Source organism: Rhodococcus sp. 2H158 (assembly GCF_053764755.1).
The window spans coordinates 47,933-61,773 of the sequence record NZ_JBSNCE010000003.1 but is presented as its reverse complement, the minus strand read 5'-3'; the positions used below and the strand labels follow the sequence as shown (position 1 = coordinate 61,773).

The 13,841-nt window shown below is 73.0% G+C and carries 15 protein-coding genes; 3 read left to right on the top strand and 12 right to left on the bottom strand.

The features are described from left to right. Nucleotides 1-33 precede the first annotated feature (33 nt). Together ACWPOB_RS03715 and ACWPOB_RS03710 are read left to right on the top strand one after the other, a co-directional pair. Entirely contained in the window at nucleotides 34-414 is a 381-nt protein-coding gene (locus tag ACWPOB_RS03715) for an ArsR/SmtB family transcription factor (protein WP_100058461.1), read from the top strand. Beyond that, nucleotides 411-2,372: a heavy metal translocating P-type ATPase gene (locus ACWPOB_RS03710; protein WP_455399939.1), complete on the top strand. Its 1,962-nt coding sequence runs from the start codon at nucleotides 411-413 to the stop codon at nucleotides 2,370-2,372. The genes ACWPOB_RS03715 and ACWPOB_RS03710 overlap by 4 nt, the downstream gene beginning before the upstream one ends. A 46-nt stretch (nucleotides 2,373-2,418) precedes the next feature. On the opposite strand, the gene thrS is transcribed toward ACWPOB_RS03710, so the two are convergent. The 5 genes from thrS to ACWPOB_RS03685 all read right to left on the bottom strand — a co-directional run bounded on the left by thrS (nucleotide 2,419) and on the right by ACWPOB_RS03685 (nucleotide 7,603). Further along, nucleotides 2,419-3,648, bottom strand: a complete 1,230-nt coding sequence (gene thrS / locus ACWPOB_RS03705) for a threonine--tRNA ligase (protein ID WP_455400058.1) — start codon at nucleotides 3,646-3,648, stop codon at nucleotides 2,419-2,421. Nucleotides 3,649-4,067: 419 nt separating this feature from the next. Then, nucleotides 4,068-5,177, bottom strand: a complete 1,110-nt coding sequence (gene aroB / locus ACWPOB_RS03700; RefSeq protein WP_100058221.1) for a 3-dehydroquinate synthase — start codon at nucleotides 5,175-5,177, stop codon at nucleotides 4,068-4,070. Then, nucleotides 5,174-5,758, bottom strand: a complete 585-nt coding sequence (locus ACWPOB_RS03695) for a shikimate kinase (protein ID WP_006947003.1) — start codon at nucleotides 5,756-5,758, stop codon at nucleotides 5,174-5,176. The genes aroB and ACWPOB_RS03695 overlap by 4 nt, the downstream gene beginning before the upstream one ends. A 4-nt stretch (nucleotides 5,759-5,762) precedes the next feature. Next, a complete protein-coding gene (gene aroC / locus ACWPOB_RS03690) occupies nucleotides 5,763-6,950 on the bottom strand; it encodes a chorismate synthase (protein WP_455399938.1) in 1,188 nt (395 codons plus the stop codon). A gap of 47 nt (nucleotides 6,951-6,997) precedes the next feature. Next, a complete protein-coding gene (locus ACWPOB_RS03685; protein WP_455399937.1) occupies nucleotides 6,998-7,603 on the bottom strand; it encodes a prepilin peptidase in 606 nt (201 codons plus the stop codon). A 162-nt stretch (nucleotides 7,604-7,765) separates the two neighbouring features. Between ACWPOB_RS03685 and ACWPOB_RS03680 the strand changes: the two genes are divergently transcribed. Further along, nucleotides 7,766-8,140, top strand: coding sequence for a DUF1622 domain-containing protein (locus ACWPOB_RS03680; protein ID WP_100059318.1), 375 nt, complete (start codon nucleotides 7,766-7,768; stop codon nucleotides 8,138-8,140). On the opposite strand, the gene ACWPOB_RS03675 is transcribed toward ACWPOB_RS03680, so the two are convergent. The 7 genes from ACWPOB_RS03675 to ruvX form a co-directional block, all read right to left on the bottom strand. Beyond that, on the bottom strand, nucleotides 8,133-9,365 hold the full coding sequence (locus ACWPOB_RS03675) for an RNA polymerase sigma factor (RefSeq protein ID WP_455399936.1): 1,233 nt from the start codon (nucleotides 9,363-9,365) through the stop codon (nucleotides 8,133-8,135). The two genes, ACWPOB_RS03680 and ACWPOB_RS03675, sit on opposite strands and share 8 nt — an antisense overlap. Before the next feature lie 7 nt (nucleotides 9,366-9,372). Continuing rightward, the gene (locus ACWPOB_RS03670; RefSeq protein ID WP_100059293.1) at nucleotides 9,373-9,726 is read right to left on the bottom strand and encodes a YciI family protein; all 354 of its coding nucleotides are present in this window, start codon (nucleotides 9,724-9,726) and stop codon (nucleotides 9,373-9,375) included. A gap of 113 nt (nucleotides 9,727-9,839) precedes the next feature. Then, complete coding sequence (locus ACWPOB_RS03665) at nucleotides 9,840-10,181, bottom strand: ArsR/SmtB family transcription factor (protein ID WP_455399935.1); 342 nt, start codon at nucleotides 10,179-10,181, stop codon at nucleotides 9,840-9,842. After that, entirely contained in the window at nucleotides 10,174-10,614 is a 441-nt protein-coding gene (locus tag ACWPOB_RS03660; protein ID WP_100059220.1) for an SRPBCC domain-containing protein, read from the bottom strand. The genes ACWPOB_RS03665 and ACWPOB_RS03660 overlap by 8 nt, the downstream gene beginning before the upstream one ends. An 86-nt stretch (nucleotides 10,615-10,700) precedes the next feature. After that, on the bottom strand, nucleotides 10,701-11,534 hold the full coding sequence (locus ACWPOB_RS03655; protein ID WP_455399934.1) for a shikimate dehydrogenase: 834 nt from the start codon (nucleotides 11,532-11,534) through the stop codon (nucleotides 10,701-10,703). Continuing rightward, nucleotides 11,524-13,323 (bottom strand): endolytic transglycosylase MltG, encoded by a 1,800-nt coding sequence (mltG, locus tag ACWPOB_RS03650; RefSeq protein WP_455399933.1) that lies wholly within the window; start codon nucleotides 13,321-13,323, stop codon nucleotides 11,524-11,526. Before mltG ends, ACWPOB_RS03655 begins: the two co-directional genes overlap by 11 nt. Then, nucleotides 13,320-13,841 carry a Holliday junction resolvase RuvX gene (ruvX, locus tag ACWPOB_RS03645; RefSeq protein WP_006947015.1) on the bottom strand — a complete coding sequence of 174 codons (522 nt, stop codon included), beginning with the start codon at nucleotides 13,839-13,841 and terminating at the stop codon, nucleotides 13,320-13,322. The genes mltG and ruvX overlap by 4 nt, the downstream gene beginning before the upstream one ends.

The window sequence follows — 13,841 nt, the reverse complement described above, 5'->3', positions numbered from 1 at the left end:
CGTTACATCGCCTGGAACCGCTATCATCGCCATATGACGATCAATCGCGACGGTGGCGTGGTCCGGACGTCGACCGGGGCGGTGTCGGACCTCGACGCCGCAGTGGCGTTGTTCCACAGCCTCTCGGACGGCACCCGATTGGCGATCGTGCGACGGCTCGCCGAGGGTGAGGCGCGGGTGGCGGACCTCGTCGGTGAGCTGCGGTTGGCGCAGTCGACGGTCTCTGCACACATGGCGTGCCTGCGGGACTGCAACCTCGTCGAGGGCCGCCCCCAGGGCCGGCAGGTGTTCTACTCGCTGGCCCGACCCGAGTTGATGGATCTGCTCGCCTCGGCCGAGACGTTGCTGGCTGCGACCGGGAACGCGGTCGCGTTGTGCCCGAACTACGGCACCGGCACCGGGAGCGCGTCGTGAGCGACGCCTGCGATTGCGGCCACGCCGAACCCCGCCTCCCCGGCGAGGACGGGCACGCGCCCGAGAAGTTGTGGCAGGTCACGGAGATCCGGGCGGCCGCCGCCGCGGGCGTCCTGCTGGTGGCGGCCCTGATCGTCCGTGTCGGCGGCGGACCCGACGCTCTCGGTGTGGGACTCGAGGCGGTGGCATTGATCGTCGCCGGCTACACCTTCGTCCCCTCCACGCTCGAACGCCTGGCCAAGGGCAGGATCGGCGTCGGGACCCTGATGACGATCGCGGCCGTCGGCGCGGTGCTGCTCGGTGAGGTCGGCGAGGCCGCGATGCTCGCGTTCCTGTTCGCGATCAGCGAGGGACTCGAGGAGTACGCCGTCACCCGCACCCGCCGCGGCCTGCGCGCACTGCTGTCCCTGGTACCGGACACCGCCACGGTGCTGCGCGACGGTCGCGAGCAGGCCGTTTCGCCTGCCGACCTCGCGCTCGGCGAGGTCATGATCGTCAAACCCGGGGAGCGGATCGCCACCGACGGCGTCGTCCGATCCGGGCGCACCGCCCTGGACACCTCCGCCGTCACCGGGGAATCGATGCCCGTCGAGGCCGGTCCGGGCGACGAGGTGTTCGCCGGGTCGATCAACGGCACCGGTGTCCTCGAGGTCGAGGTCACCGCCGGCGCGCAGGACAACTCACTGGCCAGGATCGTGCGGATCGTCGAGGCCGAGCAGTCCCGCAAAGGCGACGCGCAACGTCTGGCCGACAGAATCGCCACGCCACTCGTCCCGGCCGTGATGGTCGCGGCCGCGGCCATCGCCGTCGTCGGCAGCCTGGCCGGGGATCCGCGCGTGTGGATCGAACGCGCCCTGGTCGTGCTGGTCGCCGCGTCACCGTGCGCGCTGGCGATCGCGATCCCGGTTTCGGTCGTCGCCGCGATCGGCGCCGCATCCAAGTTCGGCGTCCTGGTCAAGGGCGGCGCCGCCCTCGAAGCCCTCGGCCGCATCCGCGGCATCGCGTTGGACAAGACCGGCACCCTCACCCGGAACCGGCCCGCCGTGCTCGACGTCGCCACCGCGATTGGAACGACCCCCCACGACGTTCTCGCCGTGGCCGCCGCTCTGGAGGCCCGCAGCGAACACCCCCTCGCCCGGGCGATTCTCGCCGCCGTCGACGACTACGTGCCGGCCGAAGATGTGGACGCGGTCCCCGGTGCCGGCCTGACCGGCCGCATCGCCGGCGCTCCTGTCCGGCTGGGCCGGCCCGGCTGGATCGACCCCGGTCCGCTCGCCGCGGCCATCGAGCGGATGCAGCACGCCGGGGCCACCGCGGTCCTCGTCGAACGCGAGGGCGCCGCGATCGGGGCGGTCGCCGTCCGCGACGAGCTCCGCCCGGAAGCGCGCGAGGTGGTCGCCGGGCTGCGCCGTGACGGCTACACCGTCGCGATGCTCACCGGCGACCACGACCGCACCGCCCGAGCCCTGGCCGCCGACGCCGGTATCGACGAGGTGCACGCCGACCTGCGCCCCGAGGACAAGGCCCGCCTCGTCGAGACCCTGCGCGCCACCCGGCCGACCGCGATGGTCGGCGACGGGGTCAACGACGCCCCTGCGCTCGCGGCCGCCGACCTCGGCATCGCGATGGGCGCGATGGGCACCGACGTCGCCATCGACACCGCCGACGTCGCCCTGATGGGCGAGGACTTACGGCACCTGCCCCGAGCGCTCCGCCACGCTCGACGGTCGCGGACGATCATGCTGCAGAACGTCGGGCTGTCCCTGGCGATCATCACCGTTCTGATGCCACTCGCCCTGTTCGGAGTCCTCGGCCTGGCCGCGGTCGTCCTCGTCCACGAGGTCGCCGAGATCGTCGTGATCGCCAACGGAGTCCGGGCCGGGCGCGCCCACAGCCCGACTGCGACGGCACGACCAGCGCCGACGGCGGCCGAGCCGATCGCCGGAACCCGGTCATGACTCGAGACTCCGGCTCCCCCCTCGGCCGGTGTCTACGAGGGAGCGTTCACGGCAGTGCGGACGGACGCAGGACCCGGCCCCGGACGTCGGCCCGCACCCGTTGCACGAACTGCTCGCGCCCGACGCACACCCGCTGCCCCGACTGCGGCACCAGTGCGCTGACGGTCTCCTCCGCGAGTTCCTCGTCGCCGACGATCGCGATGTACGGGTCGCGGTGCAGGCGCGCGGCCCGGATACGGCTGCCCAGCGATCCACCGGCGAGCACGTCGACGCGAATCCCCTCGTCCACCAACCTGTCCCGCAGCTTGCCGGCCCCGTCGCCGTGGACGTCACCGACGGGCAGGACCGCCACCTGGCGGGGCGACAGCCAGGGCGGCATGCGCCCTTCGAAGCGTTCGACGAGCATCGCGATCAGCCGCTCCATCGACCCGAGCACACCCCGGTGGATCATCGCGGGCCGGTGCCTGCGCCCGTCCTCGCCGGTGTATTCGAGGCCGAAACGCTCGGGCTGAGTGAAGTCGAGCTGGACGGTGGACACGGTCTCCTCGCGCCCGTGCGCACCGGCGACCTGGATGTCGATCTTCGGACCGTAGAACGCGGCCTCCCCTTCGGCTTCGAAGAAGTCCAGCCCGCGCCGCTCGAGCGCACCGCGCAGCTGATCCTGGGCGTGCGCCCACTGCTCGTCGGTGCCGAGATACCGCCCGCCGGCGCCACCCAGGGACAGGCGGTAACGCCGGTCGTCGAGCCCGAGGACCCCGTAGCAGCGCTCGATCGCGCTCAGCGCGAGTTCCACCTCCGCGCCGACCTGTTCGGGCGCGCAGAACACGTGCGCGTCGTCGAGACTGATCTGCCGAACCCGGCTCAGGCCGCCGAGCACGCCGGACAGTTCGCTGCGGAACATCGATCCCAGCTCCGACAGGCGGATCGGCAGGTCGCGGTAGCTGCGGCCCCGCGAGGCGAAGATCTGGGCGTGGTGGGGGCAATTGGCGGGCCGGAGAACGAAACTTTCGCCTCCGACCCGCATCTCGGGGAACATGTCGTCGGCGAATTTGGACCAGTGGCCGGACCGGACGAACAACTCCTTCTTGGCGAGCACCGGGGTGTAGACGCGGCGACAGCCGGTGTCGGCCGCCACCTCGGCGGCGAAGGCCTCGAGTTCGGCACGGATCACCGCACCGTCCGGCAGCCACAGCGGAAGGCCCGCACCCACTATCGGTGCGGTGGCGAACATTTCGAGTTCGCGACCGAGCACTCGGTGATCTGCACCGTTCATGATCCGTTCCTCGACTCTCGTGTCGGCGAGAGGAAGCGACGTGCCCGAACACGACGAAAGCCCCGGGACGTCGACTCCCGGGGCTCGCGTGGTGGGTCAGCAGTGAGCGACGCGGCGCCGGAAGGCATCCGGCGTCGTCGTGACCTGCTGAGCGTTCATCATGACGGGAATCGTACGGCCGGTTCCACCCGGAAATCAACGAAGAGTCGGAAACGAATCCGAACACGTTGCGGCGGAAAACCTTTCATGTTCGCTTCCGCGGACGGCCGGTCGGCCGAGGCCGCGATCCCCTGTTCGGAAAATTCTTTGATTCCGTCCAGTTCGAATTTCCTCGGGGCCGGGTGGGCCGAGGGGGTCCCGAAAAAAGGGAAACGGACCGGCGCACCCTTCGGTGCGCCGGCCCGTCGACGGGGCTCAGCGAATCACAGGAGCACGGTGCCCGGGTCGGCGGTCCCCTCCCGCGCGACGGCCGAGTACGCCGCCGCGAGCAGCGACGGATCCGGTCCTTCGAGCCTGCCGGGCTTGGCGAGGCCGTCGAGGACGACGAACCGGAGCATGCCCGCGCGGTTCTTCTTGTCGGACTGCATGCCCTCGAGCAACTGCGGGAAGGCGTCGGCGTCGTAGGTCGTGGGCAGCCCGACGAGCTCGAGGATGCTGCGGTGCCGGTCGGCGGTGGCGTCGTCCAGGCGCCCCGCGAGGCGGCCCAGCTCGGCGGCGAAGACCAGGCCGACGGCGACAGCGGCGCCGTGACGCCACCGATAGCGTTCGCGCCGTTCGATGGCGTGGCCGAGGGTGTGCCCGTAGTTGAGGATCTCGCGCAGGCTCGACTCCTTGAGGTCCGCGGCGACGACCTTCGCCTTGACCTCGATCGAGCGTCGGATCAGTTCGGGTAGCACCGTTCCCGCCGGGTCGAGCGCGGCCTCCGGGTCGGCCTCGATCAGCTCGAGGATCTTCGGGTCGGCGATGAAGCCGGTCTTGACGACCTCGGCGAGGCCGGCGACGATCTCGTTGCGCGGCACCGTCTCGAGTGTCGCGAGGTCGACGAGCACCGCGGACGGCTCGTGGAAGGCGCCGACGAGGTTCTTGCCGGCTTCGGTGTTGATGCCGGTCTTGCCGCCGACCGCGGCGTCGACCATCGCGAGCAGCGTGGTGGGCACGTGCACGATCCGCACCCCGCGCATCCACGTCGCGGCGACGAACCCGGCCAGGTCGGTGGCCGCTCCCCCGCCGAGGCTGACGATCGCGTCGCTGCGGGTGAGCCCGATGCGCCCGAGCACCTCCCAGCAGAATCCCGCGACGGCGAGGTCCTTGCCGTCCTCGGCGTCGGGGATCTCGACCCGGTGGGCGTCGATCCCCTTCTCCGCCAACGCGGTGCGCACCGCCTCGGCGGTCTCCGCGAGCGGCGGCTGGTGCAGGATCGCGACGGTGCGGGTGCCGGTGAGTTCGTCGACGAGCTCACCGAGCAGGCCTCGGCCGATGATCACCGGGTAGGGCTGGGCCGTCTGGACGTCGACGCGTACCGGTTCGGTCACGGTTGATTGCTCCGATTCTCTGTACTGGTCCCGCTGGCAGCGGACGGGTGGGCACCGGTGGCGGCCAGATCCGTCTGCGCCTCCAGTTTGGCAAGGACCTGCTGCACCACGCGGCCGGGGCTGCGCCCGTCGGTGCGCACCCGGATGGTGGCCGCCTGCCGGTACAGCGGGCGGCGCCGGCGCATCAGCTCCCGGTACTTCGCCGCGGGATCCGCCCCGGCGAGCAGCGGCCGCGTGGTGTTGGTCCCGGTGCGGCGCAGGCCCTCGGCGACGCTGATCTCGAGGTAGATCACCGTCCTCCCCTCGAGCAGGGCGCGGGTGCGCTCGGACAGGATCGCGCCGCCGCCGAGCGAGACGATCCCGTCGTGACGGGCGAGCGCGTCGGCCACCACCTCTTCCTCGATCCGCCGGAATGCCGGTTCGCCGTCGGTGCCGAAGATGTCCGGGATCGTGCGCCCGGTGGTGCGCTCGATCTCGGCGTCGGTGTCGAGCAACGGCAGGTCGAGGGCTTGGGCGAGCCGGCGGCCGATGGTCGACTTGCCGGCCCCGGGCGGCCCGATCAGAACTGCGCGTGGCGTCATGTCGTCACCGTGGCACCCGGGCCGCGACGGCCTCGAGGTAGTTGCGGACGTTGGTGCGGGTCTCGTCGATCGAGTCGCCCCCGAACTTCTCGAGCGCGGCCTGCGCCACGACGAGCGCCACCATCGCCTCGGCCACGACGCCGGCCGCGGGCACGGCGCACACGTCGGAGCGCTGGTGGATCGCGACGGCCTCCTCGCCGGAGGACATGTCGACGGTGGCGAGGGCGCGCGGCACCGTGGAGATGGGCTTCATCGCGGCCCGCACCCGCAGCGCCTCGCCGTTGGTCATGCCGCCCTCGAGGCCACCGGCCCGGTTGGTCGAGCGGAGCACGCCGTCGGGGCCGGGCCGCATCTCGTCGTGGGCGACGCTGCCGCGGCGGCGGGCGGTCTCGAAGCCGTCGCCGACCTCGACGCCCTTGATGGCCTGAATGCCCATGAGGGCCGCGGCGAGCCGGGCGTCGAGCCGGTCAGCGCCGCTGATGAACGAGCCGAGACCGACGGGCAAGCCGTGCACCACGACCTCGACGACACCGCCGAGGGTGTCCCCGTCACGCTTGGCGGCCTCGATCTCGGCGATCATCGACTCCTCGGCCGACTTGTCGAAGGCCCGCACCGGGCTGGCGTCGATGGCGGCGAGGTCGGCCCCGGTCGGCTCCACACCCACGTAGGGTTCGGACGCGCCGATGCAGATCACGTGCGAGACGACCTCGGCGCCGAACACCTGGCGCAGGAAGTTGCGGGCCACGGTGCCGGCGGCGACGCGGGCCGCAGTCTCCCGGGCGCTGGCGCGCTCGAGGACGGGCCGGGCGTCGTCGAAGCCGTACTTGAGCATGCCGGAGTAGTCGGCGTGGCCGGGCCGCGGACGGGTCAGCGGCGCGTTGCGGGCCTGCCCGGCGAGCAGTTCGGCGTCCACCGGGTCGGCGGACATGATGGTCTCCCACTTGGGCCACTCGGTGTTGCCGATCTCGATGGCCACCGGGCCACCGAGGGTGTGGCCGTGCCGGACGCCGCCGAGGATGGTGACCTTGTCGGCCTCGAACTTCATGCGCGCGCCGCGGCCGTAGCCGAGGCGGCGCCGCGCGAGCTGCTCCGAGATGTCGCTCGACGTCACCTCGACGCCGGCGACCATCCCCTCGAGCATCGCGACGAGGGCGGGACCATGGGACTCTCCAGCAGTTATCCAGCGCAGCACAATCCCATCCTTCCACGTGCACCGCCACCGGCAGGACGCCGCCCCGGTCAACCCGCCGCCAGGACCGCGGCGACGGCCGCCGCGCACATCGACGGCCCGTGCGGTAGCACCACACCGCGCGGGCGGCGATGTGCCCGTACCCAACCCGCGCCGACGACCACGGCGCCCGCCGCGGCGGTGAGCAGCGGTGGCAGCAGGGCTGCCGTCGTCCACGCCGCCGCGCCGTTCGCACCCGCGGCCGCCCCCAGCCCGGCGGCGAGCTTCACGTCGCCCGCGCCGAGACTCCGCGGGGCGGCCAGGTGGGCGAGCAGGTACGGCCCGGCCAGCAGGAACGCCCCGGCGAGCGCAGGGGCCGCGTGTCCCGCTCCTGCGGCGACCGCGAGGACGACGGCGGCGCCCGGCACCGTCAGGACGTTCGGCAGCCGCCGCGCCGACAGGTCGGCCGCGCTCAGGCACACGCACCACCAGATCAGCGCCGCGACGGCGGCCGCCCCCGGCGCCGTGGAGGTGGCGAGCACGGCCACGGCGCCGCCGGCCGCGGCGGCGGTCTCACACACCCCTCGCGGTGGGTGGTGCCCGTCGGGGCGGGCGACGAGCCGGCGCGCGCCGGCACCGGCCGCGGCGCCGAGCACGGCGAACAGCAATACGGTCATGGCGGCAGCGTGCCGCGCGCGCGGCGCCGGCACGGCGCTCTCGCCGCCCGCGGGCGAAATCTGTGGATGGACGGTCCGGGTGTGGACAACCGGTTGCCGGGACGGATCGAGCCGGACCTGCGAACATGACCGAATCGTCCCGTCCGCACCCCGGAGGTTCGCATGGAGCTGTCCCGCGTGCTCGAGACCGTCGGCGGCGCCGTCGACGTGGTCGGGGTGGCGGTGATCGTCGTCGGTGCGGCGGTGGCGAGCTGGGTCGCCGTGCGGTCCTGGCGCCGCTCCGCCGCCACGCCGATCTACGAACGCTACCGGCGCGATCTGGGGCGGTCGATCCTGCTCGGCCTCGAATTCCTGGTGGCCGCGGACATCATCAAGACGGTCGCCGTCACCCCCACCTTCACCTCGGTGGGGGTACTGGCGGTCATCGTCCTCATCCGGACCTTCCTGAGCTGGTCCCTGCAGCTCGAGATCTCCGGCCGGTGGCCGTGGCAGAACGGCAGGACCGGGCCGCCGGCGGAGGAGCCGTCGGTCAGCTGAGCTCGGCGCGCCGGCGCTGCAGGAAGCCGCGCTCGGCGGCGTTGGCGGTCCGCGCGAGCGCCGCGTCGTACGCCGCGGCGGCCTCCGGGATGCGGCCGAGCCGGCGGAGCAGGTCGGCGCGCACCGCGTGGAACAGGTGGTAGCGGTCCAGGTCGAGGGCGTCGACGAGGGCGAGACCCGCGGCGGGGCCGTCGACCTCGGCCACCGCGACTGCCCGGTGCAGGGCGGCGACCGGGGTGGGTGCGACGACGAGCAGCTGATCGTAGAGCGCGACGACCTGCCGCCATTCGGTCGTCTCGACCGTGGCGGCGTCGCTGTGGACGGCGGCTATCGCGGCCTGGATCTGGTACGGGCCGGGCCGCCCGAGCCGCAGGCAGCGCCGGACGAGGGCCTGTCCCTCGGCGATCCGGTCGCGGTCCCACAGCCTGCGGTCCTGCTCGGCGAGGGGCACCAGATCCCCGGCGGCGTTCGTGCGGGCCGGTCGTCGCGCGTCGGCGAGCAGCAGCAGCGCGAGCAGGCCCAGCACCTCGGGCTCGTCGGGCATGAGCTCGGCCAGCAGGCGGGCGAGCCGGATCGCCTCGGTGCACAGGTCGTCGCGGACCAGCCGGTCCCCACCGGCCGCGGTGTGCCCCTCGGTGAAGACGAGATACACGACGGCGAGCACGGAGCCGAGGCGGGCGGGTAGCTCACCGGGGTCCGGAACGCGGTACGGGATGCGGGCGTCGCGGATCTTGCCCTTGGCGCGCACCAGCCGCTGCGCCATGGTCGTCTCCGGGACGAGGAAGGCCCGGGCGATCTCGGCCGTGGTCAGGCCGCCGAGCAACCGCAGCGTGAGGGCGACGCGGGCGGCGGGCGCCAGCGCGGGATGGCAACACGTGAAGATCAGGCGCAGCCGGTCGTCGGGCACGTCGGTCTCCTCGCGGTCGACGGCGCCGGCGGTGTCCCCGGGCTCGTGCAGCCGGGCGGCCTCGGCGTGCTTGCCGGCGCGGGCCTTCTCCCGGCGGATCCGGTCGATCGCGCGGCGCCGGGCGGTGGTGACGATCCACCCGGCCGGGCTCGGCGGCAGCCCGTCGACCGGCCACCGGGCGACGGCGACGGCGAACGCGTCCTGCACGGATTCCTCGGCCAGGTCGATGTCCCCGAAGGCGCGGACGAGCGCGGCGACCGCACGGCCGTGTTCGGCGCGGAACACGCGCGCGATCTCCGCGTCCGTCACCTCGGGCACGGACGTGTCACCCGCAGTGCCCGCCCTGCAGCGGCCGCACCTCGATCGGCAGCGTGATCGCGCGGGCGAGCTTGCGGCCCCACTCGAGGGCGGCGTCGAGGTCGGGCGCCTCGATCACGGTGAACCCGCCGATGTGCTCCTTGCCCTCGAGATACGGGCCGTCGGTGGTGAGGATGCCGTCGCCCTCGAGCCGGAGCACGGTGGCGGTGCTCGGGGGGTGCAGTCCCCCGGCGAACACCCAGGCGCCGGCGGCACGCATCTCGGCATCGACGGCCTCGACGTCGCGCATGATCGGGTCGAGGAACTCCGGCGGCGGCGGGTCACCGTCGGGCTGGTAGATGCTGAGCAGGTACTGGGTCATGGCCGATCCTCCTCGCGGTGGCGGTCCCCGGCCCGGTGCCGGTGATCCAACCTGTACACGAACGGCCGGCGGGTGGATCGACATCCGGCGTGGAATTTTTTTCTTCCGGCCGGTCAGCGGGAGGGCCGGCCCTCTTCGGCGGCGCGCTTCACGGCCCCGAGACGGCGGTCCCAGGCGTCGGCCAGCTCGGCGAGCCACCGGGCCGAGCCGTCCAGGGTCTCGGGGCGCGGGGTGTAGAGCACCTCCCGGCCGGCGCGGGCGGCGTCGACCAGGCCCGCGGTCTCGAGGATCTGGAGTTGCTTGACCACGGCCTGGCGCGAGACCGGGACCCGCCGGGCGAGCGTGGTGGCGCTGGCCCTCCCCAGTTCGGCGAGCGTGCCGAGGATGCGCCGGCGGGTCGGGTCGGCCAGCGCCGCGAGCACCGCGCCGACGGCGGAATCGGCGGGGTCAGGCACTCTCGACGTCCCGTTTGGCGATGTCGAGCTGCTGCCGCCAGCCGTCGGTGTTGCCCTCGAACGCCTCGTGGCGCTGTTCGGGGGTCCCGTCCAGAGCGCTGAACCCGCTCTCGACGACGCGCAGGACGGTGCCGCCGCCGACCTCGGTGAGGAAGAACTCGACGAGGGTGGTGGCGCCGTCACGGGGCGGCTCGTCGATCACCGCCGAGCAGCGGTACGCGAGATACCGGGGCTCGTCGGATGCCACCCGGTACATCGGGAAGTTCCCGTACCGCGGGTCGTGGACGACGATCAGGTCGCCGTCGGTGGTGACGGTGTGCCCGGAACGGTCGCCGTCGCCGATCCACCAGCCGGGCCGGGCGACGAGCTGCCACACCCGAGCGGCGGGCGCCTCGATGCGGATCTCCCGTTCGATCCGGTCCTGCGTGTCCATGGGAACCTCCTCGTCCGATGACATGCAACTTCATGGTTGCACCCACCCGGACGATGTGCAACCGGACGGTAGCACGTACCGGTGGTTCAGCCGGTGACGGCCGCCGCCATCGCCTCCCGCGGGGCCGGTTGGCCGGTGAACTGCTCGACCTGGCCGAACGCCTGGTGCAGCAGCATCTGCAGGCCACCCACGACGACCGAGCCGTGCGCCGCGGCGGCCTCGGCGAGCGGCGTGGGCCACGGGTCGTAGATCGCGTCGAGGACGAACGGCGCGCGGCCGAGCTGCTGCGCGTAGGGTGCGGCCGCTGCCGCCGGCACGGTGCTCACCAGCGCGCCCGCGGACGCGCACACCTCCGCGAGTTCCGGGGCGTCGAACGGCAGCCAGCGCGGCTTCATGCCCACCGCCTCGGCACAGTCGAACGTCTCGGCGGCCCGGACCTCGCTGCGGGCGACGACGGTCACCGATGCGACCCCGAGCTCGGCGAGCCCCACGAGGGCCGGGCGCGCGGTCCCCCCGGCCCCGACCACCACCGCCGAGGCGCCGGTCAGATCCCCGACGCCGGCGCCGCGCAGCGCGCCGGTGACGCCGTCGACGTCGGTACAGTCGGCCCGCCAGCCGTCCGCGGTCCGCACCAGGGTGTTGGCCGAGCCGATCAGCACCGCCCGGTCGGTGCGCTCGGTGGCGAACTCGAGCGCCGCGAACTTGCCGGGCATCGTCACCGACACCCCGACCCACTCGGGGCCGAGCCCCGCCACCAGCGCCGGCAGCTGCTCGCCGGTGCATTCGATGCGCTCGTACGTCCAGTCCGTGAGCCCCAGCGCCCGGTAGGCCGCCAGGTGCAACAGCGGGGACTTCGAATGCGCGATGGGGCTGCCGAGGACCGCGGCCTTGCGGCCGCCGGTCACGATGTCATCTGCCACTGTCGAGGATTCCGCTTTCCAGAGCCTGCTGCGTATTCGTCAGGTGTTCGTCGTAGCTGTTGGTGAACAGGGTCGTGCCCTGGGCGTCGATGGTCACGAAGTACGTCCAGTCCCCCGCCTCCGGGTTCTCCACGGCCTGCAGCGCCTCGATGCTCGGCGACGAGATCGGCGTGGCGGGCAGTCCGGGGCTCGCATACGTGTTCCAGGGGGTGACCTGCGCCCGGTCGGCGTCGGTGGTCGCCAGCTCGGTTTCGTCGAGGGCATAGTTGACCGTCGAGTCGAACTGCAGCGGCTGCCCGATCTTCAGGCGGTTGAGGATCACCCGCGCGACCTTCGCGAAGTCGTCCGGCAGCGCCTCGCGTTCCACGAGGGACGCGGCGACGAGCATCTCGTACGGGGTCAGCCCGACCTTCGCCGCGGCCTGGGTGATGCTGGTCTCGTCGTAGCGCTGCGCGCTGGTGGAGACGAGGTACCGCAGGGTCTCGGCGGCCCCGGCACTGGGGTCGAAGTCCCAGCGGCCCGCCGCGATGAGCCCCTCGAGCTGACGGTTGCGGTCGGGCACGTTCGCGACCGCGCCCCGCGCCCATTCCGGCACGCCGAGCGCGGCGAGGTCGGTGCTCGCGCCGGCCGCGTCGAGCTCCTCGTACGTCAGGCAGGTGCGCTGCCCGTCGCGGTCGAGGCAGCTGGCCTCCGCGATGAGGGTGTAGATGCCCTTGCGCACCGCGCCGGTGTTGACATCGCGGATGTCGTGCAACTGCCGGCCCTCGGAGATCACCACCGCCCCCACCCGGTTCGCGGGGTCGACCAGGGCGGCGACGGCCTCGCGGGCGGGAAGCCGGCTGGCGATCGAGTAGAAGCCCGGCTGCAGCGAGTTCATGCCGGGGTCCTGGACGGCGGCGTTGTAGAAGGCATCGGAGCTGGCGACGATGTCCGCCTCCTTGAAGGCGGCGCCGATCTGCTCGGCGGTGTCGCCCGGGTGCACCTGCACCACGACCGCGGGACCGCCCGCACCGGTGTAGTCGGGCGGCAGGTCGGGGCCGGTGAATTTCTGGTAGGCGAAGAATCCGCCGCCGAGGAGCAGGACCAGCACGGCCGCGACGGCGAGGATCCCGACGATCCGGCCGCGGGTGCGGCGGGCCCGGGCCGAGCGGGCGTGGGCCCGGCGGGCCGGGGACACCCCGACGGGTTCGGGGGCAGCGCGGTCGGCGGAGTCGGTCCAGTCCTGCCCTGCGGCCGGCGTCTCGGCGTATCCGCGGGGGTCGTCGTCCACCGCGGCGTAGCCGAACTGGTCGTAGCCCGACTCGTCGTAGGTCGGCCCCTGCTCGTAGTCGTCGTGCCGGTAGGCCCCCGGCTCGGGGTCGTACCCGTCGTGGTCGCGGGGGTCGTAGTCCCGGGGCTCGTAGCCCTGCGTCTCGTAGGTCCGGGCCTCGAAGACCTGGGTTTCGTGGCCCGGCCCGCCGGAGGGATGCCGGCCGTGGGGATCGAGGTCCTGCCGGTCGTGGCGGGGGTCGGGCTGCGACGGGGGGCCGGGGGCGTAGTCGTCGAGCCGGTAGACGTGCTCGGTGGTCGGCGCGTCGTCGAAAGGATGTCCGGCCGCCGGATGCGGTGGGGGCTCGTATCGGTAACCGTCCCCGGCCGGGGCCGGCGGCTCCGGGAGGTCGGGCCCCGGAGACCCGTGCCGCGGCCGGTACCACTCGTCCTGCTGCGCGGGTCCGAAGCCGGAGCGCTCCCCGGGGAAGTCGTGGTCCGCCCCGGTGGACTCGTCGTCCGGCCGCCCGTGCCGGCTCACTGCCCGCTCCCCGGCTTGCCGTCCTCGGCCACGTTCACAACTGCACTCCGCTCGTCCAACCAACCCTGCAAGATGGCGACGGCGGCGGCCTGGTCGATCACCGGCCGCGCACCGCGCGCGCTGACTCCGCTCTCGCGGAGCGCCCGCGCCGCAGTGACCGTCGTGAATCGTTCGTCGGCCATCCGCACGGGGATCCCGGTCAGGCGCCGGCGCAGCCGTCCCGCGAAATCACGGGCCAGTTTCGCGGCCTTGCCGGGCTCCCCGCGCAGGGTCTGCGGCAGTCCGACGATAACCTCCACGGCCTCGTACTCCGTGACGATGTCCACAATGCGCCGGATATCCGGCGCGTCGGACCCGCGTTCCTTCGAGCGGGGCACGGTCTCGACCGGAGTGGCCAGGATGCCGTCGGGGTCGGACGAGGCGACCCCGATTCGGACACTTCCGACATCGATGCCGATGCGGCGGCCGCGGCCGGGGTCGTCGACGCCCGGACGGTCGGGACCGGCGAAGTCGGCCAC